The following is a 22,966-nucleotide window of genomic DNA, read 5'->3' on the forward strand; positions in this document are numbered from 1 at the left end:
TCGGGAAAGGGACACCGGTGGCCGCGCTCAGCGGCCGGTGAGACCCCGGCCGGAGTCTCCGGCACCGCCCGGCGCGCCCGCGCCACCCGGCTCGTCGCGGACGACCTCGCCGTGGACGACCGGCCCCGAGCCCGAGGGCCTCCCGGCGTCGCGCAGCACGTCGAAGGGCGAGCCGGGACCGCCGAACGGCGAGCCGAGCCCGGCGCCCGCCGCGTTCCTGGCGACGAGGGTGCGGACCCGGCGGGCGAAGAACCAGGATCCGAGCCTGCGGACCATCGGCCGGGTGAACGGCAGCAGGCACAGGAAGCCGAGGACGTCCGTGAGGAACCCAGGGGTGAGCAGCAGCGTGCCGCCCACCAGGATCAGCGCGCCGTCGGCGAGCTCGCGGTCGGGCATCCGGCCGCTCTGCAGGGCGCCCTGGAGGTTGCGCCAGGCCCGGCGGCCCTCGCGGCGCACGATCCAGGCGCCGAGCAGGCTGTCGGCGAGCAGGACGGCCACCGTGGGCCATCCGCCGATGACCTGGCCGACCTGGATGAGGACCCATATCTCGAGGACCGGCACCACGAGGAAGGTCAGGAACAGCAGAATGCGCATTTTCGCCTCAACTCGTGCGACAGCCATACGACATGAACAACGTCCCGGAGCGGCGGCGCGTTCCGCGTTCGCTCAGCGTGGACGGCGTCCTCGGCGGACTCTCAGGATCGCATCCCCGAGGGGGTCCGGCGGCCTCGCGAGAGCGCCCCGGACGCCCCCGCCCGGGACCACGAAACCCCGTCAGGGCCGTCCGGCCGTCCGGCCGTCCGCGGCGTTCGAGCGGACGCGGGCCCGCGAAACCCCGCCCGGACCCTCCCGGGCGGCCCGCACAGTCCGGGCCTTCTGGGCGGACCGAGGCGTCTGAGCGGACGCGGGCCCGTGGACCGCGGGGACCGCGGAGCGCCCCGAGGTCAGCGCCGGCGGTCGCGGCGGCGGCGCAGGCGGGCGGGCAGGCCGGTGACGCCCCAGACGGTGATCCGCCACAGGGCCTCGAACACGATGCCCCGGCTCATCTTGCTGGCCCCGACGGTGCGCTCCACGAAGGTGATGGGCACCTCCTTGACGCGCATCCCGCCGATGGCCGTACGCAGGGTCAGGTCCACCTGGAAGCAGTAGCCCCGCGACTCGACGTCGTCCAGGTTGAGCTTCTCCAGGGCCGAGGCGCGGTAGGCGCGGAAGCCCGCGGTGGCGTCGCGGACCGGGAGGCCGAGCAGGAGCCTGGTGTAGATGTTGGCGCCGCGCGACAGGAACTCCCGCGAGGCCGGCCAGTTGACGACCTTGCCGCCGGGCACCCACCGGGACCCGATCGCCAGGTCGGCCCCCCTCGCCAGCGCGTCCAGCAGCTTGGGCAGCTCCTCCGGCTGGTGGGAACCGTCGGCGTCCATCTCCACGAGGACGCCGAAGCCCTCCTCCAGGCCCCAGCGGAAGCCCGCGATGTAGGCGGCTCCCAGCCCCTGCTTGACCGCCCGGTGCAGCACGTGGACGTGGTCGTCGCCGGCCGCCAGCTCGTCGGCGATCGCCCCCGTGCCGTCGGGGCTGTCGTCGTCCGCGATCAGGAGATGGGCCTCGGGCACCGCCTCGCGCAGCCGCCGGGTGATCGGCGGCAGGTTCTCCCGCTCGTTGTACGTCGGGACGATGACGAGCACCCGACCAAGCATCCGCTCCATCACGCGTCTCCCACCTGCTGATCATCCTCCCGGTTCACGGAGTGCCCCGCGCCGGGTGTCCGGCGGCGCCAGGCGGCGGCCACCGCACCCGCACCCACAAGTATCAGGGCCCATTCGGGCAGCGCGCCCACGCGGGTCGCGACGGTCCGCGCGGTCCTGACCGGAACGGTCAGCACGTTCATGGCCGGTACCAGCTCACCGGTACGCCAGGCAATCGAACCGCTCGGGGTCACGTACGCCGAGATGCCGGTGATCGCGGAAGTGATCACCGCTCGATTGTGCTCCACGGCCCGCAGCTGGGACATGGCGAGCTGTTGCGGCGGCAGGTTGGTCAGGGCGTAGGTGGCGTTGTTGGTCTGCACCACCAGCGGCGTGGCACCGGTCCTGGCGGTGTCGCCCACGATCCCGTCGAAGGCCACCTCGTAGCAGTTGATCGCGCCGACGGTCACCGGGCCGAGCTTGAGGTCGCCGTCGCGGGTGCCCGCCACCGACTGCCTGCCGACCAGGGAGGCCCGCTCGAACAGGGCCAGCACGAGATCCTTGAGCGGGGTGAACTCCCCGAAGGGGACCAGCTGCTGCTTGTCGTAGTAGGCGCCGGGACCGGTGACCGGGTCCCAGACGATGCTGCGGGTCGCCCGGTTCCTGTCCCCGATCCTGACCACGGCGCCGACCAGGACGGGCACCCCGACGTCCTTGACCGCCGCGTCGATCTCGCTCCTGGCGAAGTCGTCGCTCAGCGGGTCGATGTCGGTGGAGTTCTCCGGCAGCACGACCAGGTCGGGGCGGGGCGTCCTGCCCTCCCTGACGTCCCGCGCCATCTGGTGGAGCATCCGGGTGTGGTTGCCGAGGACCACGGCGGGCTCGTCGCCCAGCGGGTGCATGCCCCGGCCGGGGACGTTGCCCTGGATGACGCCGACGGTCACGCTCCTGCCCTCGTCGCCGTACCGGGGAACGGCGAGGGTCGCGGCCGGCACGGCCAGCGCCCCGGCGAGCGGCAGGGCCAGCGCCCGTACCCGGCGCGCGTCCCGGGCGGGGCGGGGACCGGACGACGCGGGCGTACCCGGGGCCGGGAGGGAGCGTGTCGCCGCCAGGGCGAGCAGGCCGCCGCACAGGGCCACCGCGAAGCTAACCAGCGGTGCCCCGCCGAGCGCCGCGTACGGGGTGAAGATCGACTCTCCCTGGCTGAAGGCCACCCGCGCCCAGGGGAACCCGCCGAAGGGGAACCGTCCCCGCGCCCACTCGGCCGCCACCCAGAGCGCGGCGCTCCACAACGGCCACAGAGGCAACCGGGTCACCAGGGCGACGCCCGCCCCCCAGAGGGCGTAGAAGACGCTCTCCATGGCGACCAGGCCCACCCAGGCGTCGATGCCGATCGGGCTCACCCAGTGCAGGCCGGGCAGCAGCAGGGCGAGCCCTGTCAGGAGGCCGAGCCAGGCGCCCCGGCGCGGACGGGTGCCGCGGACCGCCAGGACCGCCAGGGCCATCCCGGGCGGCGCGAGGAACCAGAGCCCGAGCGGCGGGAAGGCGAGGAACACCAGCAGGCCACCGGCCACCGCGCCCGCGACGCGCGCGGGCAGCGCCAGGCGCGACACGGGAGCAGGGACCTCCGCGCCGGGCGGGCCGCTCGCGGGCCCGGCGCCCCCGGAACCGTCCTCGGAACGCCGTACGGGACCGTCCGCCGGACCCGCCGTCGAGCCGTTCACCGGACCGGCCGTCGAACCCCGTATGGAACCGGCGGCCGAGGCGTCCGCCGGGCCGGCCTCCGGACCTCGCGCGGGACCGGCCACCGATCCGTCCGGGCCGTCCGGGTCGTCCAGGCCGTTCGCGGGATCGTCCGTCGCGGATCTCTCCGGCACCGGGGCGGCCGTCTTGTCCTGCACCACGGGCGGGGCTCCTTGCGATGTCGGGCGGGTGGCACCTGGCCTTCCCAGCCGGTGTTCCTGGCCGATGTTCCTAGCCGGAACGCTACCGCCCGGCGGGCACGCCCCCAAAAGCTCCACACCACATTAACCAGAAGCAACACTAAAACATTTGAAATCCGACAAAAACCACCATAAACGGCAACGGGGCGGCCCGGGTGTCGAAGGACACCCGGGCCGCCCCGACGCTTGCGGCGCTCGCACGGGAGCGGGAAGAGGGCCCGGGCGACCCTTCGGACCGGTTCCGTCCCGTCGGCGGCGAGCGCGGATTGCCGTTGTCTACTGGGTGCCCGGACCCCTCCTGGGTCCAACCCCCCGCCCGGAAGGAGTGCCCCGCCTCGACGGACTGCCGGCCCTGCGCCTGGCTGTACGGACGGGGTCATCCCCCGTCACGGGCGCAGGAGACGGCTATGTCGAAAGGCGGCCGACCGGCCAGTCCCGTGCTGGACTGGGCAGCAAACTACCGAGCCCAGCGCAGATGTCAACCGTGTCACCAACTGCGGAAACACCAAGTTTTCGCAGCTGGGACATGATCGACGAGAGCCGTCAATGGTCTCATGTGATCCGATGTCCCTCAAGTCGAGCGAGCGCGTCGGGAAGCGGACCGTCGTGCACGACGCCAAGCCGCTGGGTGGCGCGGGTCAACGCCACGTAAAGGTCGCTCGCGCCGCGCGGGGACTCGCCCAGGATCAGCTCCGGTTCGACCACGACGACCGCGTCGAACTCCAGCCCCTTGGCCTCCGCGACGGTGAGCACCGCCACCTGCGCGTCCAGGGCGGCCGATCCGGGACCGGCCACCGCGCCCTCGACGGAGCCGACCACGATCTCCCCGAACTCCCCGGCGCGCGACTCGGGGACGATCACGACGAGCCGCCCGCCCTCGACGACCTCGGCCTTGACGATCTCGCCGAGGGAGGCCGTCGGCGCGGCCGCCCACGGGCGCGCCCCCGTCTCCCTGACCGAGGTCGGGGCGGTCAGCGCCGGGTCGACCAGGGTGAGCACGTCGGCGGCCACGACCATCAGCTCGGCCGGGGTGCGGTAGTTGACGCTGAGGGTCTCCTCGCGCCAGCGCCCCGACACGTACGGGTCGAGGACGCGGCCCCAGGAGCGCGCCCCGGCCGACGAGCCGGTCTGGGCCAGGTCGCCGACGATCGTCATCGACCGCGTCGGGCAGCGGCGCATCAGCATCCGCCAGTCCATCGGCGACAGCTCCTGCGCCTCGTCGACGATGACGTGGCCGAAGGCCCAGGTGCGGTCGGCCGCCGCGCGCTCGGCGGTGGTGAGGAAGACGTCGTCGCCGAGGTGGCGGGCGGCGAACCTCTCGGCGTCCATGATGTCGGACAGGCCGGTGAGCTCCAGGACCTCCTTGGCGTAGGCGAGCTGGTGCTGCCGCTCGTCGAGCGCGGCGGCGCGCTGGGCCGCCTGCTCCTCCTCGGCCATCCAGGCCCCGGCCCGCAGCACCGCGGGGTCGATGTCGCCGAGCAGCTCGGCGGCCTCGTCCAGGAGCGGCACGTCGGACTCGGCCCACCAGTTCTCGCCCTTGCGGGGCGGCTCGCGCAGCATCAGCTCGCGCTCGGCCTCGCCGAACTCGGCGGCGGCGTGGTCGAGGCGCTCGCGGGAGGTGAACAACCCGATCAGGAGCTGCTGCGGGGTGACGTAGGGCCACAGCCGGTTCAGGGCCGCCTTGACGGGCCGCTCGGTGCGGAGGTCCTCGCGGATGTCGGCGAGCTCGTCGTCGTCGATCATCCCCTTGCCGAGCTGCCTGGCGGCCTGCCGGGCGAGCGCGTTGAGCAGGTGGCGGACGAAGACCGCGCGGGCCTCGTTGTGCGCCCTCTTGGAGCGGGCGGCCCGGTTGCGGGCGGCCTCCAGGACGTTGCCCTCCAGCCGGAGGGTGTAGCGGTCGAGCTTGATGTCGATCGGCTTGCGCGGCACCCGCTGCCGCTCGCGCACGGCCCGCGCGACGACCTGGGCCATCCGGGCGTCGCCCTTGATCCCGGCGACCTCGGGACGCTCCCTCCGGCCGGGGACGACCCCCGGGTACAGCTCGGAGACGGTCGACAGCAGCACGTCGGTCTCGCCCAGGGAGGGCAGCACCTGCTCGATGTAGCGCAGGAAGGTGAGGTTCGGCCCGAGGATGAGCACGCCCCTGCGGGCCAGTTTCTCCCGGTGGGTGTAGAGGAGGTACGCGGCGCGGTGCAGCGCGACCACGGTCTTGCCGGTGCCGGGGCCGCCCTGCACGACCAGCACCCCGTTGAGGTCGGAGCGGATGATGCGGTCCTGCTCGGACTGGATGGTGGCGACGATGTCGCGCATCCGGCCGGTGCGCCTCGCCCCCAGGGAGGCCAGCAGCGCGGCCTCCCCGTTGAGGGTGGCCACGTCCTCCTCGGTGAGGCTGTCGAGGTCCAGGAGATCGTCGTCGATCCCGATCACCGTGCGGCCCTTGGTCTGCAGGTGGCGGCGGCGGGTGACGCCCATCGAGGCGGCCGGGGTGGCGCCGTAGAAGGGCTGCGCCACCGGCGCCCGCCAGTCGATCAGCATCCGGCGCTGGTCGTCGTCGGCCAGGCCGATGCGGCCTATGTAGAGCGAGGTGTCGTCGGCGTTGTCGAGCCGGCCGAAGCACAGGCCGTTCTCGACCGCCCACAGGCGGCCCAGGCGTTCGGCGTACATCCCGGCGAAGCTGTCGCGCTCGGAGCGGTTCTGGTGCGTGCCGCCACTCCCGCCCTGCGCGAGGACGCCGTCCAGCTGACGCTGGGTGCGCTCGCGCAGCAGATCGAGCCGGGCATAAAGGCAGGAAACGTACTCCTGCTCCCGGGTCAGCTCGATTTGACGGGTTGCCGTCGCTCCATTATCGTTGCTAGTAATGGGATACTCCGGGCCATTGCGCTGGTTGTTATGACAAACCATCACCCTAGCAGGTCCGTCGAGAAGTTTACCCGCCCCTCCGTCATCACAGCTTGATTGCGGCGTTCCCTGCCTGCTTGACGAGAATCCGCCGGGTTCCTTACATTCACTCGAAGTTAGGAAAGTTTCCTAACTTTGCTTCATCGGTGGATGCAAGACGCACACGGAGGACCAGTGGCCCAGCCGACGCCCGGCACCCCCAGCCTGCTGCGCGCGATCAACGACCGCGCCGCCCTGCAGGCGCTGCTGGAGCGCGGCCCGCTGACCCGCCCCGAGATCGGCGCCCTCACCGGCCTGTCCAAACCCACCGCCTCCCAGCTTCTCATCCGCCTGCAGGAGGCGGGCCTGGTCGTGCTCGACGGCATCCGCGAGGGCCTGCCCGGCCGCACCGCCGAGGTCTACCGGCTCAACCCGGCCGCCGCGCACGTCGCCGCGCTCGACGTCACCCGCGCGGGCATCGACGTCAGGGTCGCCGACATCACCGGCACCGTGGTCGGCGAGCACCACCTGCCCAGCCCCGGCCGCTCCGGCGGCGACGCGCTGGAGCGGGTGCGGGCCGCGCTGGAGGGCGCGGGCGCCCCCGCGGCGCTGCGGCGCGTGGTCATCGGCGTGCAGGGCACGATAGACCCGGGCACCGGCAAGATGGCGTACGCCACCAGCAAGGACATGCCCGGCTGGCACATCCCCGACCTGGTCCGCACCCTCGCCGACGGGCTGGGCGTGCCGGTCGCCGTGGAGAACAACGTCAACCTCGTCGCCCAGGCCGAGCAGGCGCACGGCGTGGGCCGCGGCCACCGCGACTTCGTGCTGCTCTGGGCCGACGAGGGCCTCGGCGCCGCGCTGGTCCTCGGCGGGCGGCTGCACCGGGGCGCGACCGGCGGCGCGGGAGAGGTCGGCTACATGCCCACCCCCGGCGCGCCGACCGCCAGGGACACCGGCCGCTACGCCAACCACGGCTACCAGGCCCTCACCGGCGGCCCGGCGGTGCTCAAGATCCTGCGGTCGTACGGCGTGCGCGGCACCGCTCCCGCGCAGGCGGTGCTGAACGCCGTGCGGTCCTCGGCGTCCACCGGCAGGCGCGCCGACGACGCCCGCGCCGGGCTGCGCGACATCGCCTCCCGGCTCGCCGTCGGGCTGGCCGCGATCACCTCCGTCGTCGACCCCGAGATCATCGTGCTGACCGGCGGCACCCTCCTCGCCGGCGGCGACACCCTGCGCGAGCTCGTCGAGCACGAGCTGCACGCGCTCACCATCCCCCGGCCGCCGCTGCTGCTGTCAACCGTCGAGGGCAATCCCGTCCTCACCGGCGCCCTCGACCTCGCCCTCGCGACCGCCCGCGACGAGGTCTTCAGCTCCACCGTCCCCTCCTGATCCCCGCCGCCCACCCGAACCGCAGGACCCCCGCCCGGAATCCCGCCAGATCCACCGTCCCCAGGAGGCAGCCGTCGTGCACCGACGCTTTCTCACCTTCGCCCTGGCCACCCTGACGGCCGCCACCCTGACCGCCTGTACCGCGGGCACCGGGAGCGCGCCCGCGCTGGGCTCCCGGCCCAAGCCCTCGGGCTCCGCCTCCGCCGCGCTGCCGGCCTCCACCATCGAACTGTGGCACGGGTTCTCCGCGCCCGCCGAGGTGAAGGCGTTCGAGGACGCCATCGCGGGCTTCCGCACGAAGTTCCCCCAGATCACCGTCAAGCTGGTCAAGGGCGTGCAGGACGACCAGATCACCCAGGCGGTGCGCGGCGGCAAGGCGCCGGACGTCGCCTCCTCGTTCACCACCGACAACGTGGCCCAGTGGTGCCGCAGCGGAACGTTCCAGGACCTCACCCAGGTGATCAAGCAGGACGGCATCGACCTGTCCGTGCTGCCTGAGGTCTCGCGTTCCTACACCGAGTACGAGGGCAAACGGTGCGTGATGCCGCTGCTCGCCGACGCGTACGGGCTCTACTACAACAAGGCCCTGATGAAGGGCGAGCAGCCGCCCAAGACGCTCTCGGAGCTGACCGCGCTGACCAAGAAGCTCACCGTCCGCGACGCCGACGGGACCATCAAGGTCGCCGGGTTCATGCCGAGCTTCCAGTACTACGAGAACACCGCCTCGCACCTGGCCCCGATGGTCGGCGCGACCTGGTACAAGCCGGACGGCACCTCGGCGGTCGGCTCCGACCCGGGGTGGAAGGAGCTGCTGCGCTGGCAGAAGGAGCTCGTCGACTGGTACGGGTACGACAAGCTGGAGAAGTTCCGTAAGAGCCTGGGCCAGGAGTGGTCGGCCGACCACCCGTTCTACAAGGGCAAGATCGCCATGGTCCTGGACGGCGAGTGGCGCAACGCCATGCTCGCCAACGAGGCCAAGGACATCGACTACGGCACCGCGCCGCTCCCGGTCTCCGACGCCAAGCCCGACCTGTACGGCGGCGGCTTCACCGCGGGCACCGTGATCGGCGTGCCCAAGGGCGCCAAGAACCCGCAGGCCGCCTGGGAGCTGGTCAAGTATCTGACCACCGACACCTCCGCGCTGGTCACGCTCTCCAACGCGCTGCGCAACGTGCCGACCACCAAGGCGTCGCTGGAGTCGCCCGACCTGGACAAGGACGCGAACTTCCAGACCTTCCTCGACATCTTCGCCCACCCGAGGACGAGCACGATCCCGGCGAGCGTCAACAGCACCTTCAACCAGGACTCGCTGCAGGAGTTCATGGTCAGGTGGGAGAAGGGCTCCGTCACCGACCTCGACGCCGGGCTCGCCGCGGTCGACAAGCGCTTCGACGACAAGCTGAAGCTCTCCGGGGGCTGATCCTCGATGAGCACCGTCCACGCCGCGCCGCCCCGGTGGCGGCGCGGCGAGGGCCTCAAGGCCCTCCTCTGGATGTCGCCCTGGCTGGTGGGGTTCGCGGTCTTCTTCGCCTACCCCCTCGCGGCGACGGTCTACTTCTCCTTCTACCGCTACGACCTGTTCACGCTGGAGTTCGTCGGCCTGGACAACTACCGCTACTTCCTGGTGGACGACCGGGCCTGGGTCTCCATCGGGAACACGCTGTGGCTGGTGGTCCTCATGGTCCCCGCGCAGGTGCTCTTCGGGCTGGGCGTGGCGTGGCTGCTCACCCGGCTCAAGTCGGGCGTCGGCTTCTTCCGCACGGTGTTCTACCTGCCGTCGCTGATCCCGGTGGTGGCCGGAACGGTCTCCTTCGTGTTCCTGCTGAACCCCTCGGGACCGCTCAACCAGTTCATCGAGTTCTTCGGTATCGCCGCGCCCGACTGGTTCGGCGACAAGGACTGGTCCAAGCCGGGCCTGACCATGCTGGCCATGTGGGGCATCGGCAACACCATGATGATCTTCCTCGCGGCCCTGCTGGACGTGCCCAAGCACCTGTACGAGGCCGCGGCCATCGACGGGGCGGGCGCGTGGCGGCAGTTCAGGAGCATCACGCTGCCGACGATCTCGCCGGTGCTGATGTTCTCGACGGTCACCGGCGTCATCTACGCCCTGCAGTACTTCACCCAGGCGATGATCGCCTCCCGGGTCGCGGCGGGGGTCACCGACTCCCCCGGCACCGCCTTCGTGCCCGGCTATCCCGAGCTGTCGACGCTGACGCTGGCCCAGTGGCTGTTCCACGTCGGCTTCCGCGACTTCAGCATGGGGTACGCCTGCGTGCTGGCCCTGCTGCTGTTCGCGTTCTCCACGGTCTGCACCCTCATCCTGCTCCGCAGGTTCCGCGCGTTCGACGAAGGAGGGGACCGGTGACCACCCTCACCACCCCGGCCGCCCCGGCCACGGCGGCCGCACGACCCGCGAAGGCTGCCTCCCGCGGCCCGCGCGGCCGGGCGCTCCTGTACTGGATCGCCACCCACGCCCTCGCCATCGCGCTGTCGCTGATGTTCGTCGGCCCGCTGGTGTTCGTGGCGCTGACGGCCGTCATGACCAACGACCAGGCGCTCACCGGCGACCTGTGGCCCCGCACCTGGAACTGGTCCAACTTCGCCGACGTGTTCGCCAAGTCACACCTGCTGGCCTGGGTGGGCAACACGTTCCTGTACGCCGGGCTCGGCACCGCGTTCATGCTGCTGTCGTCGGTCCCGGTGGCGTACGCGATGGCCCGCTTCCGCTTCCGGGGACGCAAGCCGGCCTTCCTCGCGGTCATCACGATGATGATGCTGCCGCCCCAGGTCGTCGCGGTGCCGGTCTATCTCATCTGGGCGCGCCTGGACCTCACCGGCACGCTGTGGCCGCTGATCCTGCCGATGCTGTTCGGCGACGCCTTCTCCATCTTCCTGCTGCGGCAGTTCCTGGTCACCATTCCCAGGGAGTACACCGAGGCCGCCAAGGTGGACGGCTGCTCGGACTTCCGGACGCTCGTCAGGGTGATCCTGCCGATGGCGCGTCCGGCGATAGCCGCGGTGGGTCTGTTCCAGTTCTTCTACTGCTGGAACGATTACTATGGTCCGCTGCTCTACGCCCAGACAAACGAGGCGAACTGGACGCTATCCCTCGGGCTGGCGTCCTTCCGGGCACTGCACAGCGTGCAGTGGAACCTCACCATGGCGGCGACGCTGCTCGTCATGGCCCCGGTGATCATCGTGTTCTTCTTCGCCCAGAGGGTTTTCATCGAGGGCGTCACGCTGACAGGAGTAAAAGGGTGAAACTCGCCGTTGTCGGGGGCGGCTCGACGTACACGCCGGAGCTGATCGACGGGTTCGCGCGGCTGCGCGACGAGCTGCCGCTGACCGAGATCGCGCTGGTCGACCCGGACGTCCACCGGCTGGAGCTGGTGGCGGGGATGGCGCGCCGGATGCTGGCGCGCGCCGGGCACCCGGCCACGGTCGTCGCGACCACCTCGGTCGAGGAGGGCGTCGCCGGGGCGCGCGCCGTCCTGCTGCAGCTGCGCGTCGGCGGCCAGGCGGCGCGGAACGTGGACGAGACGCTGCCGCTGGAGTGCGGCTGCGTCGGCCAGGAGACGACCGGCGCGGGCGGGCTGGCCAAGGCGCTGCGCACGGTGCCGGTGGTGCTCGACATCGCGGAGAAGGTCAGGAGGCTCGCGCCGGACGCCTGGATCGTCGACTTCACCAACCCGGTCGGCATCGTCACCAGGGCGCTCCTGGAGGCCGGGCACCGGGCCATCGGCCTGTGCAACGTGGCCATCGGCTTCCAGCGCCGCTTCGCCGCGAACCTGGGCGTCGCCCCCGAGCGGATCTCGCTGGGCCACGTCGGCCTGAACCACCTCACCTGGGAGCGGGCCGTCCACCTGGACGGGGTGGACGTGCTGCCGAAGCTGCTGGAGAGCCACGCCGAGGAGATCGGCCAGGACGTCGGCCTGCCCGCCGCGCTCATCCGCCACCTGGGCGTGGTGCCCTCCTACTACCTGCGCTACTTCTACGAGCACGACCTGGTGGTGGAGGAGCAGCGGACCAAGCCGTCGCGCGCGGCCGAGGTCGCGGCGATGGAAAGGTCCCTGCTGGAGCTGTACGCCGACCCCTCGGTGGACACCAAGCCCGAACTCCTGGAGAAGCGCGGCGGGGCCTTCTACTCCGAGGCCGCGGTCGCGCTGATCGCCTCACTGGTCGGCGACCGCGGCGACACCCAGGTGGTGAACCTGCGCAACGACGGTACGCTGCCGTTCCTGCCCGACGAGGCGGTGATCGAGGTCCCGGCCACGATCACCTCCACGGGCGCGGCCGCGCTGCCCGTGGAGCCGGTGGAGCCGCTCTTCGCCGGGCTCATCGCCCACGTCACCGCGTACGAGACGCTCGCGATCGAGGCCGCGCTGCGCGGCGGCGAGGACCGCGTCGCCGACGCGCTGCTCGCGCACCCGCTGATCGGCCAGGCCTCGCTCTCCGGCGACCTGGCCAGGCGCCTGATCGAGGCCAACCGCGGGCACCTGTCCTGGGCGACCGCGTGAGGACGGTCCTGGCGGTCGACGGCGGAAACAGCAAGACCGACATCGCGCTGGTGGCCGAGGACGGCTCGGTCCTCGCCACCGGGCGCGGCGGCGCCTTCCAGCCCCAGACCACGGGGGTGGGCGTCGCGATCGACGTGATCGGCGACACCGCGCGCTCCGCGCTCGGCCCCGGCGCGGCCACGCCGTACGCCGACCACGTGGCCGCCTACGTGGCGGGCGCGGACCTGCCGGTGGAGGAGGAGGCGCTCCGCGCGGAGATCCTCTCCCGGGGGTACGGCAGGACGGCGGCCGTCGGCAACGACACCTTCGCGCTGCTGCGCGCCGGGGCCTCCGGGCCCGCGGGGGTCGCCGTGGTGTGCGGCGCGGGGATCAACGCGGTGGCGGTCTCCCCCACGGGCGAGGTGGCGAGGTACCCGGCGCTGGGACGGCTCACCGGCGACTGGGGCGGCGGCCTCGGGCTCGGCGAGGAGACGCTCTGGCACGCGGTGCGCGCCGAGGACGGCCGGGGGCCGGTCAGCGCGCTGGTCGCCGCGGTCCGCGAGCACTTCGGCACCCGTACGGTCGAGGAGGTGGCCCTCGCCATCCACTTCGGCGAGCTGTCCTACAACAGGCTGAACGAGCTGGTGCCGGCGCTGATGGCGGTCGCGGCCCAGGGCGACGGGGTGGCCCGCTCGCTGGTGGCGCGGATGGCCGAGGAGGTCGTCGTGCTCGCGGTGGTCGCGATGCGCCGCCTGGACCTGCTCTCCGTCCCGATGGAGGTGGTCCTGGGCGGCGGCGTGCTCACCGCCCGCGACCCGCTCATGAGCGAGCTGCTGGAACGGGGCTTCGCCGAGAGCGCACCGCAGGCCAAGCTGATCGTCGCCGACGTCGCGCCCATCATGGGCGCCGCCCTCCTGGGCCTGGAGGCCCTCGGCGCCACCGAGGAGGCCAGGGCCCGGCTCCTGTCCCACTTCCACGCCCTGACCTGATTTTTCTTGAAATATCGTGACATGACGGGGTGACCTCGCACCGCACACGGCCCGCGCCTCACGGCGCGGGCCGCGGCGTGCGGAGAGCGTGCGGGGAGCACGAGGGAAGCACGCGAGAAGCACGCGAGAAGCACGGACGCGGCGCGCGGGGAGCACGGACGCTCAGGAAGCCGGATGGGCGTCCGGCGGGGGAGGTAACGTGGCCGCCGTACTCTCGGCGAGCAGGGCGAGGAAGGCCCCGCCGAGGGCGTCGAACCCGGTGCGCGCGTAGGCGGTGAGGACGCGGGTCACGGCGGGCCTCGGCCGCAGGACGCGGCCCTCGTATCCCGCGGGCACGATGTTGGCGGGGACGAGCGCGGGCCCGAGGCCGGCGGCCGCGAGGGTCGGGGCCGACGCCGTCTGCTCGGTACGGACCGCGATCCTGGGCTGGAACCCGGCCTCCGCGCAGGCGCGGTCCAGGATGTCGGCCAGGCCGTTGCCGGGGGCGTAGTGGACCCAGCGGCGGTCGCGCAGGTCGCCCAGGTCCACCGAGGACGCCCCGCCGGACGCGAGGGGATCGCCGGAGGAGACGGCCACGACGAACTCCTCGGTGCCGAGCGTGCGCACCGGCCCCGCCCAGGACGCGGGCCGGGGACCGACGGCGAGGTCGGCCTGCCCGCTCGCCATCGCCTCCGCCAGCTCGTCGGCGTGGCGGTGCTCGAAGAGCCTGACGTCGACCCCGGGATGGAGACCGCTCCAGGCGCGCAGCGCGGCGGGCAGCACGCCCAGGCCGACCGAGTAGACCGTCGCCAGCCGCAGCTCTCCCCCGGCCAGCCCGGCCGTCCGGCGTACGGCCGACAGGGCGCGGTCCGCGTCGGCCAGGGCGGCCCGCGCGTGCGGCAGCATCGCGCGCCCGGCCGCCGTGAGGTGGACGGCCCTGGGCAGCCGTTCGAGCAGGGAGGCGCCGGCCGACCGCTCCAGCGCCCGGATCTGGTGCGACAGCGCCGGTTGCGTGACGTGGAGGATCTCGGCGGCCCGCGTGAAGGAGCCCTGGTCGACGATGGTCACCAGGTATTCGAGCTGTCGCAGGCTCAGCATGCATAAAAATTATCAGAGTCCCATAAGTCATGACTTGGGATTATGGGGAGCGCGCGCCGGGCGCGACGCCTGCCATGAACGATGCTTATGGCGGCGACAAGTAACAAGCCTTGGACTCATGGAAGGGGAGCGGCGCAGAATCGGACCGCACGGCACCGGCGTTCCCCGGCACGGGAGCGTGACCACGCGCCGGCCCATCCGCACCGACCGGGAGAAGAACGATGAGCACTCACCCCAAGGTCGCCCTCGTCGTCGGCGCCCAGGGGGTGATCGGCCGCAACCTGGTCGACCACCTCACGGCGCTCGGCGACTGGGACGTGATCGGCCTGTCGCGCCGCGGCGGGGAGAGCGCGGGCCGGGTCCGCCACGTGCGGGTCGACCTGCTCGACCGGGACGACTGCGCCAAGAAGCTCGGCGAGCTCACCGACGTGACCCACGTCTTCTACGCCGCCTACCAGGACCGGCCGACCTGGGCAGAGCTCGTCCCGCCCAACCTCGCCATGCTCGTCAACGTCGTCGACGCGGTCGAGCCGGTGGCGCCGGGCCTGCGGCACGTCAGCCTCATGCAGGGGTACAAGGTCTACGGCGCGCACCTGGGCCCCTTCAAGACCCCGGCCCGCGAGAGCGACCCGCACCACATGCCGCCGGAGTTCAACGTCGCCCAGCAGGACTTCCTGGAGGAGCGCCGCGAGGGGGCGGGGTGGACGTGGACGGCGATCCGCCCGTCCGTGGTCTGCGGCTTCGCCCTCGGCAACCCGATGAACCTCGCCATGGTGATCGCGGTGTACGGCGCGATCTCGAAGGAGCTGGGCCTGCCGCTGCGCTTCCCCGGCAGGCCGGGGGCCTACGACACGCTGCTGGAGATGACCGACGCGGGGCTGCTGGCCAGGGCGACCGTCTGGGCGGCGACCGACGAGCGCTGCGCCGACCAGGCGTTCAACGTCAACAACGGCGACCTCTTCCGCTGGAACGACATGTGGCCGAGGATCGCCGGGTTCTTCGACCTGGAGGTGGCCCCTCCCCTGCCGATGTCGCTCGACGTCGTCATGGCCGACAAGGGACCGCTCTGGGACTCCATGACCGAGAGGTACGGGCTGGAGCCGCACCCGTACGAGGACGTGTCCTCCTGGGCCTTCGGCGACGCCGTGTTCTCCTGGGACTACGACTTCTTCGCCGACGGTTCCAAGGCCCGGCGCTTCGGCTTCCACGAGTACGTCGACACCGAGGCGATGTTCCTGGACATCCTCGGCGACCTTCGCCGCCGCAGGATCATCCCCTAGAGGGCCGGGCGGCCTCAGGGCTCGGCAGGAGGCCGGGCCGGCCTCAGGGCTCGATCGACTCCGCGACCCGGGCGTAGACGGTGAGCAGGAGGTCCCAGAAGCGGCCCACGTCGAGGGAGGTGCCGACCAGGGCGTTGGGGGCGCGGCCCCGGAGGGCGAAGTCGGTCACGGTCATCCCGGCGGTGAAGCGGCCCGCCGTCTCGACGTCCACGACGGCCGGTTCGAGGGTGATCAGCGACGGGTCGATCAGGTGGGCGATCGCGCAGGCGTCGTGGATCGCGGGCCCGCCCTCGGCGGTGATCATGCCGTAGAACCGCACGCACGGCAGGAGCAGGTCGGCGCCGAGCCTGCCCATCTCCGCCATGCGCTCCGCCACCGCCCGCGTGGTCACGGCGCCACGGCTCACGTCGAGACCGATCATGGTCACCGTCCAGCCCGCGCCGAAGACGACCGCGGCGGCCTCCGGGTCGGCGGCGATGTTGAACTCGGCCGCGGGAGAGAAGTTGCCCCGCGTGTAGGAGCCGCCGAGGATCGTGAGCCCCCGCGCCCAGCCGACGACCGCGGGTTCCCTGAGCACGGCGAGCGCCACGTTGGTCAGCGGGCCGATCGCGACCAGGGTCACCTCGCCCGGGTCGGCCCGGAGCGTCTCGACGATGAAGTCGGCCGCGTGCCCGGCGGCCGGGGGGAGCGACGCCGGGGGCAGCACCGCCTCCCCGAGACCCGAGTCCCCGTGCACCCCGGCCGCGTGCACCCGGGGGCGCAGCAGGGCTCCCGCGCTGCCCGCGGTGACCGGCACGCCGCCGAACCCCAGGAACTCGCGGAGCCGCAGCGCGTTGTCGGTGGTCCTGGCCAGCTCGACGTTGCCGCCGACCGTGGTGATCCCCAGGATCTCCAGCTCGGGGCTCCCGTGGGCGAGGACGAGCGCCAGCGCGTCGTCGATCCCCGGGTCGCAGTCGATGATGATCTTTCTGGGAGACACCCGTCCAGCTTGGAGCAACCACTACATTCCCGGCAAGCCGGGAATGGTCAGGCGCGCTCCTCGGGCCTTCCGCCGTCCTCGCCCGGCGGCTCCGGGGTGCGGTGCTCGTACGGCGTGCTGAGCACGACCGTCGTGCGGGTGGAGACGTTGGCGGCGGTGCGGATCTGGTTCAGCAGCTCCTCCAGCGCGAGCGGCGAGGCCACCCGGACCTTGAGGATGTAGCTCTCGTCCCCGGCCACGCTGTGGCAGGCCTCGACGGCGCTCAGGTGGGCGAGCCGCTCGGGGGCGTCGTCGGCGGCGGCCGGGTCGATCGGCTTGATGGAGACGAACGCGGTGAGCGAGAGCCCGATGGCGTCGTAGTCGACCAGGGCGGCGTACCCCCGCAGCACGCCGCGCTTCTCCAGCCGGCGCACCCGCTGGTGCACCGCCGACACCGAGAGCCCGGTCTCCCTGGCGAGATCGGTGAAGCTCATCCGGCCATCCCTGGCCAGCAATGTGACGATACGGCGGTCGATCTCCTCCATCCGGTAAACGGTAACGGTATTCGGATACCGCGCGTACCGTCCGCGTGTCACGGCACGGTCCCAACCGCGATCTCCGTGAGGTCCTCCCGTCCGGTCACGGCACGGTCCCGGCCGCGATCTCCGTGGAGCCCTCCCGTCACGGCACGGTCCCGGCCGTGATCTCCGCGGAGCCCTCCCGCCCGGACTCGTCCTCCGCCTCGCCCTCCCGCTCCGGCACGACGACCTCGGCGGGCAGCGTGATGACGAAACGGGCCCCCTCGGTGTACTCGGTGTCCAGCCGGATCGTGCCGCCGTGCTGCTCCACGATCTTCCTGCAGAGCGCCAGGCCGATCCCGGTGCCCTCGTAGGCGTCACGCTGGTGCAGCCGCTGGAAGATGATGAAGATCTTGTCGGCGAAGTTGGGCGAGATGCCGATGCCGTTGTCGGTCACGGTCATCCGCACCTCCCCGTCGAGCCGCTCGGACTCGATCCCGATCCGGGGCGCGCGTCCTGGGTCACGGAACTTGAGGGAGTTGCCGAGCAGGTTCTGCCAGAGCATCACGAACTGGGTCCGGTCCCCGACGACGGCGGGCAGGTCGCCGACCTCGATCTCGGCCCCGGACTCCTCCACCGCCGCCGAGAGGTTGGCCAGGGCCCTGCCGACCACGTCGTTCAGGTCCATCTCGACGGGTTCCCTGCTGATCCGTCCCACCCGGGAGAAGGTGAGCAGCTCGTTGATGAGCACCTGCATGCGCTTGGCGCCGTCCACGGCGAAGTCGATGTAGGTGTTGGCCCGGTCGTCGAGCTGGGAGGCGTACCGCTGCTGGAGCATCTGGCAGAACGAGGCGATCTTCCGCAGCGGTTCCTGCAGGTCGTGCGAGGCCACGTAGGCGAACTGCTCCAGCTCCGCGTTGGAGCGCTTCAGCTCGTCCGCCTGGGCGGCGATCCGCAGCCGGGAGCCTCGGGCCTCCTCCAGCTCGGTGACGATGCGCCGGCGCATCGCCTCCATGTCGTCGGCGAGCTCGGCGAGGTCGGCGGGGCCGCCGGTGTCGACGTGGTGCGTGAAGTCCCCCATGGTGACCCTGCGGGAGGCCTCGCGCAGCCGGGCCAGGGGGCCGAACACCGCGATCCTCAGCAGCACGGCCACCGTGACGATGGTGACCAGGAAGGCGGCCAGGATGCCGAAGAAGGTGGCGTCCCGCACCGTGCGGGCGGCCCCCAGGTCGGCGCGGGCCACCTCCCTCGCGTGGGCCCAGGCGGCGTTCTGGGTGTCGAGTCCCTTCCTGACGGCGTCGAAGGAGCGCTTGCTCTCCTCGGCCTGCGCGGTGCTCACGCTCTCCGGGCCCTCGACCCTGACACTGGCGATCATCGGCTCCGCGTAGCGGGCCCGCCAGTCGGCGGCCAGCCGCGCCACCTCTTCGAGGGCCCGCAGGGGTTCCGTGCCCGGTGCCAGCCGCTCGATCTGCGCCGAGACGGTGATCTCGTCGCGCCGCCCGTCCACGTACGGCTGCAGGAACTCCTCCTTGCCGGTGATGATGAAGCCCCGCACCCCGGTCTCCTGGTTCAGCAGGGTCGCCTGCAGGCGCTCGGCCTGGAGCCTGCCCGCCGAGATGTGGTCGATCAGCCTGTTGGAGGCGGACGCCGCGTTCTGCAGGACCGTGGCGCCGACGATCGCCGACACCCCCAGCAGGAGGGTCATGGCGAGCAACACGACGTTGAACCACGTCTGCGCGCTCCAGCGGCTCTTGCGGGATCCGCCCGGAGGTGTCTCGGTGGTCATTCGGCCTCTCACTTCACGCGGTGTCCGTCCTGCCGGGTCCGTGGATGACTGGCGGGGTGGACGAAAGATACCGGAACCGGCCGCCGGCCACGCACGTGATCCCCTTCCCGGGGGACGATGCCACCCGATGCCACTCGATGCCACCCGATGCCCGGTACGGGCGGATCGCGACGTACATTCGCGGGATGAGCAACCTGGAAACGGATCCGCGCGAGTCGGCCTGCGGCGGCCTCGCGGACGTGGCGGCGGAGCCGGTGAACGAGCTGCTGACCGGCCGGGACGTGGTGCTGGGCGGCCCCCGGGCGATGAGGGTCACCAGGACCCTGCCGAACCGGGACGTCCGGATGGTCGGCGCGTGGTGCTTCGTCGACCACTACGGACCCGAGCGGGCGAGGATGCACGTCCCCCCGCACCCGCACACCGGCCTGCAGACCGTCAGCTGGCTCGTGGAGGGCGAGATCCTGCACCGCGACAGCGTCGGCAGCGAGCAGCCGATCCGGCCGGGCCAGCTCAACCTGATGACCGCCGGGCGGGCCGTGTCCCACGCGGAGGAGTCGCCCGCCGGGGCCGTGCTGCACGGGGTCCAGCTGTGGGTGGCGCTCCCCTCCGCCGCCCGCGGCACCGCCCCCGCCTTCGAGCACCACCCGGCGCTGCCCACGCTGACCTCCCCGGGAGTGACGGTGACGGTCATCATGGGCGAGCTGGGCGGTGTCACCTCCCCGGCGACGGCCCACACCCCGCTGGTCGGGGCCGAGGTGACGCTGGAGGCGGGCGCCGGGACCTCCGTCCCGCTGCGTCCCGGCTTCGAGTACGCCGCCCTGGCCCTGTCCGGCACCGTACGGGCCGGAGAGACGGATCTCTCCCCCGGGCCGCTGCTCTACCTGGGCAGCGGGCGCTCGGAGCTGGCCCTGAGCTCCGAGGGGGCCGGGCGGCTGCTGCTCCTCGGCGGGGAGCCGTTCGAGGAGCGGATCGTGATGTGGTGGAACTTCGTCGGCCGGAGCCACGAGGAGATCGCCGGGTTCCGGCGGGAGTGGATGGAGGGCGAGGCGTTCGGCACGGTGCCCGGCACCGGAGCCGCCCCGCTGCCCGCGCCCGAGCTGCCCCTCACCCCTCTCAAGGCACGCGGACGCCGCCGCTAGCGAGCGTGGGGTGACCTTGACCGGTCAACCGGGCGGCGGGAAGGCGTCCGTCAGGCGACGCGGGAGGCCGGTGCGGTCCAGGTGTTGCACGCCGCCGGGGACACGCCGGTGAAACCCCGCTGCAGCCAGGCGACCCGGTTCTTGCCCGTGCCGTGACTGCGTTCGGTGTTGACCCTCTCGTCACCGCTGAGCCGGTAGTGGTCCACGACCTCCTTCCAGTCCTCGTCCCGGTAGTCCTGCGAGGACCAGACACTGGCCATGAACACCGCTCCCAGGCAGTCGGCCTGCAACTCCAGGCGGCGGCTCTGGGCCAGCGCGTGCGCCTTGGTGGGAGCCGGCATGTTCTTGTAGGCGGGCAGTATGCCGGTGAGGTTCTGCACGTGGTGGGCGTACTCGTGCGCCATCAGATGCAGCATCACCGGGTCGGCCGGCGCCTGGACGGCATACTCCTTGATCATGATCACCATCCGCCGCTCGCTGCTGCAGTAGCGGCCGGTGTGATACCTGCCCCACGCCGACCCGCACGCGCGGCCGGCCTTGGTCATGAACTGGATCGCCGGCTTCCCGAACGCCAGGCCCGTCTTCTTCACCTGCTTGGACCATGAGGCGTTCAGGCAGCCCAGGATCGCCGTCAGGTGCTTTTTCGCGGCGGCGACGCTGCCGGAGTCATCGGGATGCCGGTCGCAGGGCACGGCCAGTTTGCCGCTGCGGTACAGCGGATTGTGGGTCAACGCCTTGGTGCCGGTGGGAACCGGCGCGCCGGTGGTGGCGCCGGCGTGCACGGTGCCGGTGAGCAGCAGGCCGACCAGCACCCCGGCCAGCAGGGCGATACGGGGGGTACGCATGAAGCAGAACTGTACAGAAAGGACGAGAGATACTAACGATCACCAAGTATACGGTTCCCCAACGATCATGATAGATCGACGCGTTCACCGCCCGGGCCTCATGGCGGACGCGGTGCCCGTGTGGCCTGTGTGGCCTGTGTGGCCCGTGTGGCCCGTGTGGCCCGCCAGCATGTCCGCCACCTCCTCGGGGCGGCTGAGCGCGACGCAGTGGCCGCCCGCGATCTCGTCGGGGACGATGCCCAGGCGCTCGGGCACCAGCCGGCGGAAGAAGCCGGGCGGGAAGAAACGGTCCTCCCCGCAGAGCACGAACCTCGTCGGCACGTCCGGCCACGCGTCCAGCGGCCACGGAGCGGCCGTCGCGGCCCTGGAGGGATGGGCGCGCTCCCTGCCCATCGCCTCCACGGCCAGCTCCCTGGGCACGTCGTGGTAGAAGGTCACGAACGGATCCGCGCTGCCGGTCAGACCGCCGTCGCGCCCGGCCTGCTCCTCCACCGCCCTCCGGTAGCCGGTGTTGGCCCACCACTCGTCCGGCGGCTCACCCGGCGACGGGATCATGCCGGCCAGGAGGACCAGCATGTCGACGGGCAGCCGGTCGGCGACCAGCGGGGCGGTGAACGCGCCGAACGAGTGGCCCACGACGACCAGGTCCCGCCTGTCACCGACGGCCTCGACCACGGCGTCGGCGTAGTCCGTCAGGGTCTTCGACTCGTCGTCGCCCGGAAGGTCGGGAGCCAGCACGTCGTGCCCGCGCGCTCGCAGTCCGGCCTCCACCAGGTGCCAGGACCATCCGGTGTCCCCTCCGCCGTGGATCAACACGAATGTGCTCATCGGACTCTCCTTCATGCCGACCACGCTAGGAGCCGGGAGGCATCGCGAAAAGCGATTGTTTCCGATTGACTTGATCGCTGAAAGCGATGGCCGGGAGTATGCTCGGACCCGTGATCGATCTCGAACTGAGGCACCTGGCCGCGATGGCCGCCGTCGTCGAGGAGGGCTCGTTCGGCCGGGCGGCGGCCCGCCTCGGCTACACCCAGTCGACCGTGAGCCAGCAGATCGCCGCGCTGGAGAGGTCCGTCGGCGGCCCGGTGTTCGATCGGCCGGGCGGGCCAAGACCCGTACGGATCACACCGCTCGGCGCCGTCGTCCTGGAGCACGGACGCGAGCTGCTGGCGAAGGCCGCGGCCCTGGCCGGGGCCGTGGACCGGTTCCGGGCGGGCGACGGCCGGATCGACATCGGCACCCTCCAGAGCGTGTCCACGGTGATCCTGCCGGTCGTCGTGCGCCGGCTGCGCGACGAGCACCCCGGCTGCGACATCCGGCTGTTCGAGGAGGAGCCGGAGGCCCCTCAGATCGGCGATCTCGACCTGCTGTTCTACGACGGCCGCCTCGACGGCGACGTCGAGCACGTCAAGCTGCTCGACGATCCGTACCTGCTGGTGGCCGGGCGCGGCGCCTTCTCCGGGCGTTCCGTCCCGCTGGACCTGCTCGACGACGCGCCGCTGGTGGCCTGGCCGCCGACCTGCGACCAGCCCAGGATGGAGGAGGCGTTCACCCGCGCCGGCACGAACCCGAGGATCGTCTTCCGCACGGCGGGCAACGACACGCTGCTGTCGATGGTGCGGGCCGGGATGGGGTCGGCGGTGCTGCCGTGGCTCGCCGTCCACGCCGCCGGTGCCGAGTCCGACGACCGGCTCCGCGTCCACGAGCTGCGACCGGCCATCCCCCCGCGCGAGGTCTACCTGCACTGGCGGTCCGGCCGTACCCACTCCCCCCTTGCGGCGCGAGCGATCGAGATCGCCGTCGAGGTCGCGTCCGGCCTGGCCGGCGAGCTGGCCCTGAAGTACCCGGGTCCGACCACGTGAGCGGCCTCCCGTCCGGCCGGCGTGGTGCCGGACGCCGGTGCGCGGCGCGTGATGCGCTCGCGGCGGCCGGGGCGGAGCGGGTGCATGACCTGGTGGGCCGGTGTGAAAGACGTCCGCCGCCT

19 protein-coding genes are annotated in these 22,966 nt (G+C 72.0%); 9 read left to right on the top strand and 10 right to left on the bottom strand.

Annotated features, from left to right (window positions below):
• Positions 1–27: 27 nt before the first annotated feature.
• From ACSC1Q_RS17265 to ACSC1Q_RS17280, 4 genes are all read right to left on the bottom strand, one after another.
• Complete coding sequence (locus ACSC1Q_RS17265) at positions 28–594, bottom strand: FxsA family protein (RefSeq protein WP_436759720.1); 567 nt, start codon at positions 592–594, stop codon at positions 28–30.
• A gap of 350 nt (positions 595–944) precedes the next feature.
• The gene (locus ACSC1Q_RS17270; protein ID WP_436759721.1) at positions 945–1,700 is read right to left on the bottom strand and encodes a polyprenol monophosphomannose synthase; all 756 of its coding nucleotides are present in this window, start codon (positions 1,698–1,700) and stop codon (positions 945–947) included.
• Positions 1,700–3,583 carry an apolipoprotein N-acyltransferase gene (gene lnt / locus ACSC1Q_RS17275; protein WP_436759722.1) on the bottom strand — a complete coding sequence of 628 codons (1,884 nt, stop codon included), beginning with the start codon at positions 3,581–3,583 and terminating at the stop codon, positions 1,700–1,702. Before lnt ends, ACSC1Q_RS17270 begins: the two co-directional genes overlap by 1 nt.
• A 591-nt stretch (positions 3,584–4,174) precedes the next feature.
• Complete coding sequence (locus ACSC1Q_RS17280; RefSeq protein ID WP_436759723.1) at positions 4,175–6,523, bottom strand: HelD family protein; 2,349 nt, start codon at positions 6,521–6,523, stop codon at positions 4,175–4,177.
• A gap of 171 nt (positions 6,524–6,694) precedes the next feature.
• Between ACSC1Q_RS17280 and ACSC1Q_RS17285 the strand changes: the two genes are divergently transcribed.
• The 6 genes from ACSC1Q_RS17285 (at position 6,695) to ACSC1Q_RS17310 (ending at position 13,379) form a co-directional block, all read left to right on the top strand.
• Positions 6,695–7,891, top strand: coding sequence for an ROK family protein (locus ACSC1Q_RS17285; RefSeq protein ID WP_436759724.1), 1,197 nt, complete (start codon positions 6,695–6,697; stop codon positions 7,889–7,891).
• Between the two features lie 76 nt (positions 7,892–7,967).
• The gene (locus tag ACSC1Q_RS17290) at positions 7,968–9,311 is read left to right on the top strand and encodes an ABC transporter substrate-binding protein (RefSeq protein WP_436759725.1); all 1,344 of its coding nucleotides are present in this window, start codon (positions 7,968–7,970) and stop codon (positions 9,309–9,311) included.
• A 6-nt stretch (positions 9,312–9,317) separates the two neighbouring features.
• Positions 9,318–10,259: a carbohydrate ABC transporter permease gene (locus tag ACSC1Q_RS17295; protein WP_436759726.1), complete on the top strand. Its 942-nt coding sequence runs from the start codon at positions 9,318–9,320 to the stop codon at positions 10,257–10,259.
• On the top strand, positions 10,256–11,155 hold the full coding sequence (locus tag ACSC1Q_RS17300; RefSeq protein ID WP_436759727.1) for a carbohydrate ABC transporter permease: 900 nt from the start codon (positions 10,256–10,258) through the stop codon (positions 11,153–11,155). The genes ACSC1Q_RS17295 and ACSC1Q_RS17300 overlap by 4 nt, the downstream gene beginning before the upstream one ends.
• Positions 11,152–12,411: a 6-phospho-beta-glucosidase gene (locus tag ACSC1Q_RS17305; RefSeq protein WP_436759728.1), complete on the top strand. Its 1,260-nt coding sequence runs from the start codon at positions 11,152–11,154 to the stop codon at positions 12,409–12,411. Before ACSC1Q_RS17300 ends, ACSC1Q_RS17305 begins: the two co-directional genes overlap by 4 nt.
• Positions 12,408–13,379 (top strand): N-acetylglucosamine kinase, encoded by a 972-nt coding sequence (locus ACSC1Q_RS17310; RefSeq protein ID WP_436759729.1) that lies wholly within the window; start codon positions 12,408–12,410, stop codon positions 13,377–13,379. Before ACSC1Q_RS17305 ends, ACSC1Q_RS17310 begins: the two co-directional genes overlap by 4 nt.
• Positions 13,380–13,541: 162 nt before the next feature.
• On the opposite strand, the gene ACSC1Q_RS17315 is transcribed toward ACSC1Q_RS17310, so the two are convergent.
• Positions 13,542–14,456 carry a LysR family transcriptional regulator gene (locus ACSC1Q_RS17315; RefSeq protein ID WP_436759730.1) on the bottom strand — a complete coding sequence of 305 codons (915 nt, stop codon included), beginning with the start codon at positions 14,454–14,456 and terminating at the stop codon, positions 13,542–13,544.
• Between the two features lie 221 nt (positions 14,457–14,677).
• Here ACSC1Q_RS17315 and ACSC1Q_RS17320 point away from each other — a divergent pair, with 221 nt between their 5' ends.
• The gene (locus ACSC1Q_RS17320) at positions 14,678–15,736 is read left to right on the top strand and encodes an SDR family oxidoreductase (protein ID WP_436759731.1); all 1,059 of its coding nucleotides are present in this window, start codon (positions 14,678–14,680) and stop codon (positions 15,734–15,736) included.
• A gap of 43 nt (positions 15,737–15,779) precedes the next feature.
• Here the strand turns inward: ACSC1Q_RS17320 and ACSC1Q_RS17325 are convergent, their stop codons facing one another.
• The 3 genes from ACSC1Q_RS17325 to ACSC1Q_RS17335 form a co-directional block, all read right to left on the bottom strand.
• Positions 15,780–16,715, bottom strand: a complete 936-nt coding sequence (locus tag ACSC1Q_RS17325; RefSeq protein WP_436759732.1) for a nucleoside hydrolase — start codon at positions 16,713–16,715, stop codon at positions 15,780–15,782.
• Positions 16,716–16,762: 47 nt separating this feature from the next.
• Complete coding sequence (locus ACSC1Q_RS17330) at positions 16,763–17,239, bottom strand: Lrp/AsnC family transcriptional regulator (protein ID WP_436759733.1); 477 nt, start codon at positions 17,237–17,239, stop codon at positions 16,763–16,765.
• 136 nt (positions 17,240–17,375) lie between these two features.
• Positions 17,376–18,998 carry a sensor histidine kinase gene (locus ACSC1Q_RS17335; RefSeq protein WP_436759734.1) on the bottom strand — a complete coding sequence of 541 codons (1,623 nt, stop codon included), beginning with the start codon at positions 18,996–18,998 and terminating at the stop codon, positions 17,376–17,378.
• 185 nt (positions 18,999–19,183) lie between these two features.
• On the opposite strand from ACSC1Q_RS17335, the gene ACSC1Q_RS17340 reads away from it, so the two are divergent.
• Complete coding sequence (locus ACSC1Q_RS17340) at positions 19,184–20,137, top strand: pirin family protein (protein ID WP_436759735.1); 954 nt, start codon at positions 19,184–19,186, stop codon at positions 20,135–20,137.
• A 50-nt stretch (positions 20,138–20,187) separates the two neighbouring features.
• Here ACSC1Q_RS17340 and ACSC1Q_RS17345 read toward each other — a convergent pair whose 3' ends face one another.
• Both ACSC1Q_RS17345 and ACSC1Q_RS17350 read right to left on the bottom strand, forming a co-directional pair.
• Complete coding sequence (locus ACSC1Q_RS17345) at positions 20,188–20,982, bottom strand: neutral zinc metallopeptidase (RefSeq protein ID WP_436759736.1); 795 nt, start codon at positions 20,980–20,982, stop codon at positions 20,188–20,190.
• 84 nt (positions 20,983–21,066) lie between these two features.
• Complete coding sequence (locus tag ACSC1Q_RS17350) at positions 21,067–21,810, bottom strand: alpha/beta hydrolase (protein ID WP_436759737.1); 744 nt, start codon at positions 21,808–21,810, stop codon at positions 21,067–21,069.
• A gap of 110 nt (positions 21,811–21,920) precedes the next feature.
• On the opposite strand from ACSC1Q_RS17350, the gene ACSC1Q_RS17355 reads away from it, so the two are divergent.
• Positions 21,921–22,844: a LysR family transcriptional regulator gene (locus ACSC1Q_RS17355; RefSeq protein WP_436759738.1), complete on the top strand. Its 924-nt coding sequence runs from the start codon at positions 21,921–21,923 to the stop codon at positions 22,842–22,844.
• The last annotated feature ends 122 nt before the right edge of the window (positions 22,845–22,966 follow it).

Origin of the sequence: Streptosporangium heterodermiicola (assembly GCF_051390675.1) — a bacterium.
GTDB lineage: Bacteria > Actinomycetota > Actinomycetes > Streptosporangiales > Streptosporangiaceae > Streptosporangium.

Excerpts from the sequence above, each read along its gene's own strand:
- ACSC1Q_RS17265 (WP_436759720.1), bottom strand. The coding sequence starts at position 594 with ATGCGCATTCTGCTGTTCCTGACCTTCCTCGTGGTGCCGGTCCTCGAG.
- ACSC1Q_RS17270 (WP_436759721.1), bottom strand. The coding sequence starts at position 1,700 with ATGGAGCGGATGCTTGGTCGGGTGCTCGTCATCGTCCCGACGTACAAC.
- ACSC1Q_RS17280 (WP_436759723.1), bottom strand. The coding sequence starts at position 6,523 with ATGGTTTGTCATAACAACCAGCGCAATGGCCCGGAGTATCCCATTACT.
- ACSC1Q_RS17295 (WP_436759726.1), top strand. The coding sequence starts at position 9,318 with ATGAGCACCGTCCACGCCGCGCCGCCCCGGTGGCGGCGCGGCGAGGGC.
- ACSC1Q_RS17315 (WP_436759730.1), bottom strand. The coding sequence starts at position 14,456 with ATGCTGAGCCTGCGACAGCTCGAATACCTGGTGACCATCGTCGACCAG.
- ACSC1Q_RS17320 (WP_436759731.1), top strand. The coding sequence starts at position 14,678 with ATGAGCACTCACCCCAAGGTCGCCCTCGTCGTCGGCGCCCAGGGGGTG.
- ACSC1Q_RS17330 (WP_436759733.1), bottom strand. The coding sequence starts at position 17,239 with ATGGAGGAGATCGACCGCCGTATCGTCACATTGCTGGCCAGGGATGGC.
- ACSC1Q_RS17335 (WP_436759734.1), bottom strand. The coding sequence starts at position 18,998 with ATGACCACCGAGACACCTCCGGGCGGATCCCGCAAGAGCCGCTGGAGC.
- ACSC1Q_RS17340 (WP_436759735.1), top strand. The coding sequence starts at position 19,184 with ATGAGCAACCTGGAAACGGATCCGCGCGAGTCGGCCTGCGGCGGCCTC.
- ACSC1Q_RS17345 (WP_436759736.1), bottom strand. The coding sequence starts at position 20,982 with ATGCGTACCCCCCGTATCGCCCTGCTGGCCGGGGTGCTGGTCGGCCTG.
- ACSC1Q_RS17350 (WP_436759737.1), bottom strand. The coding sequence starts at position 21,810 with ATGAGCACATTCGTGTTGATCCACGGCGGAGGGGACACCGGATGGTCC.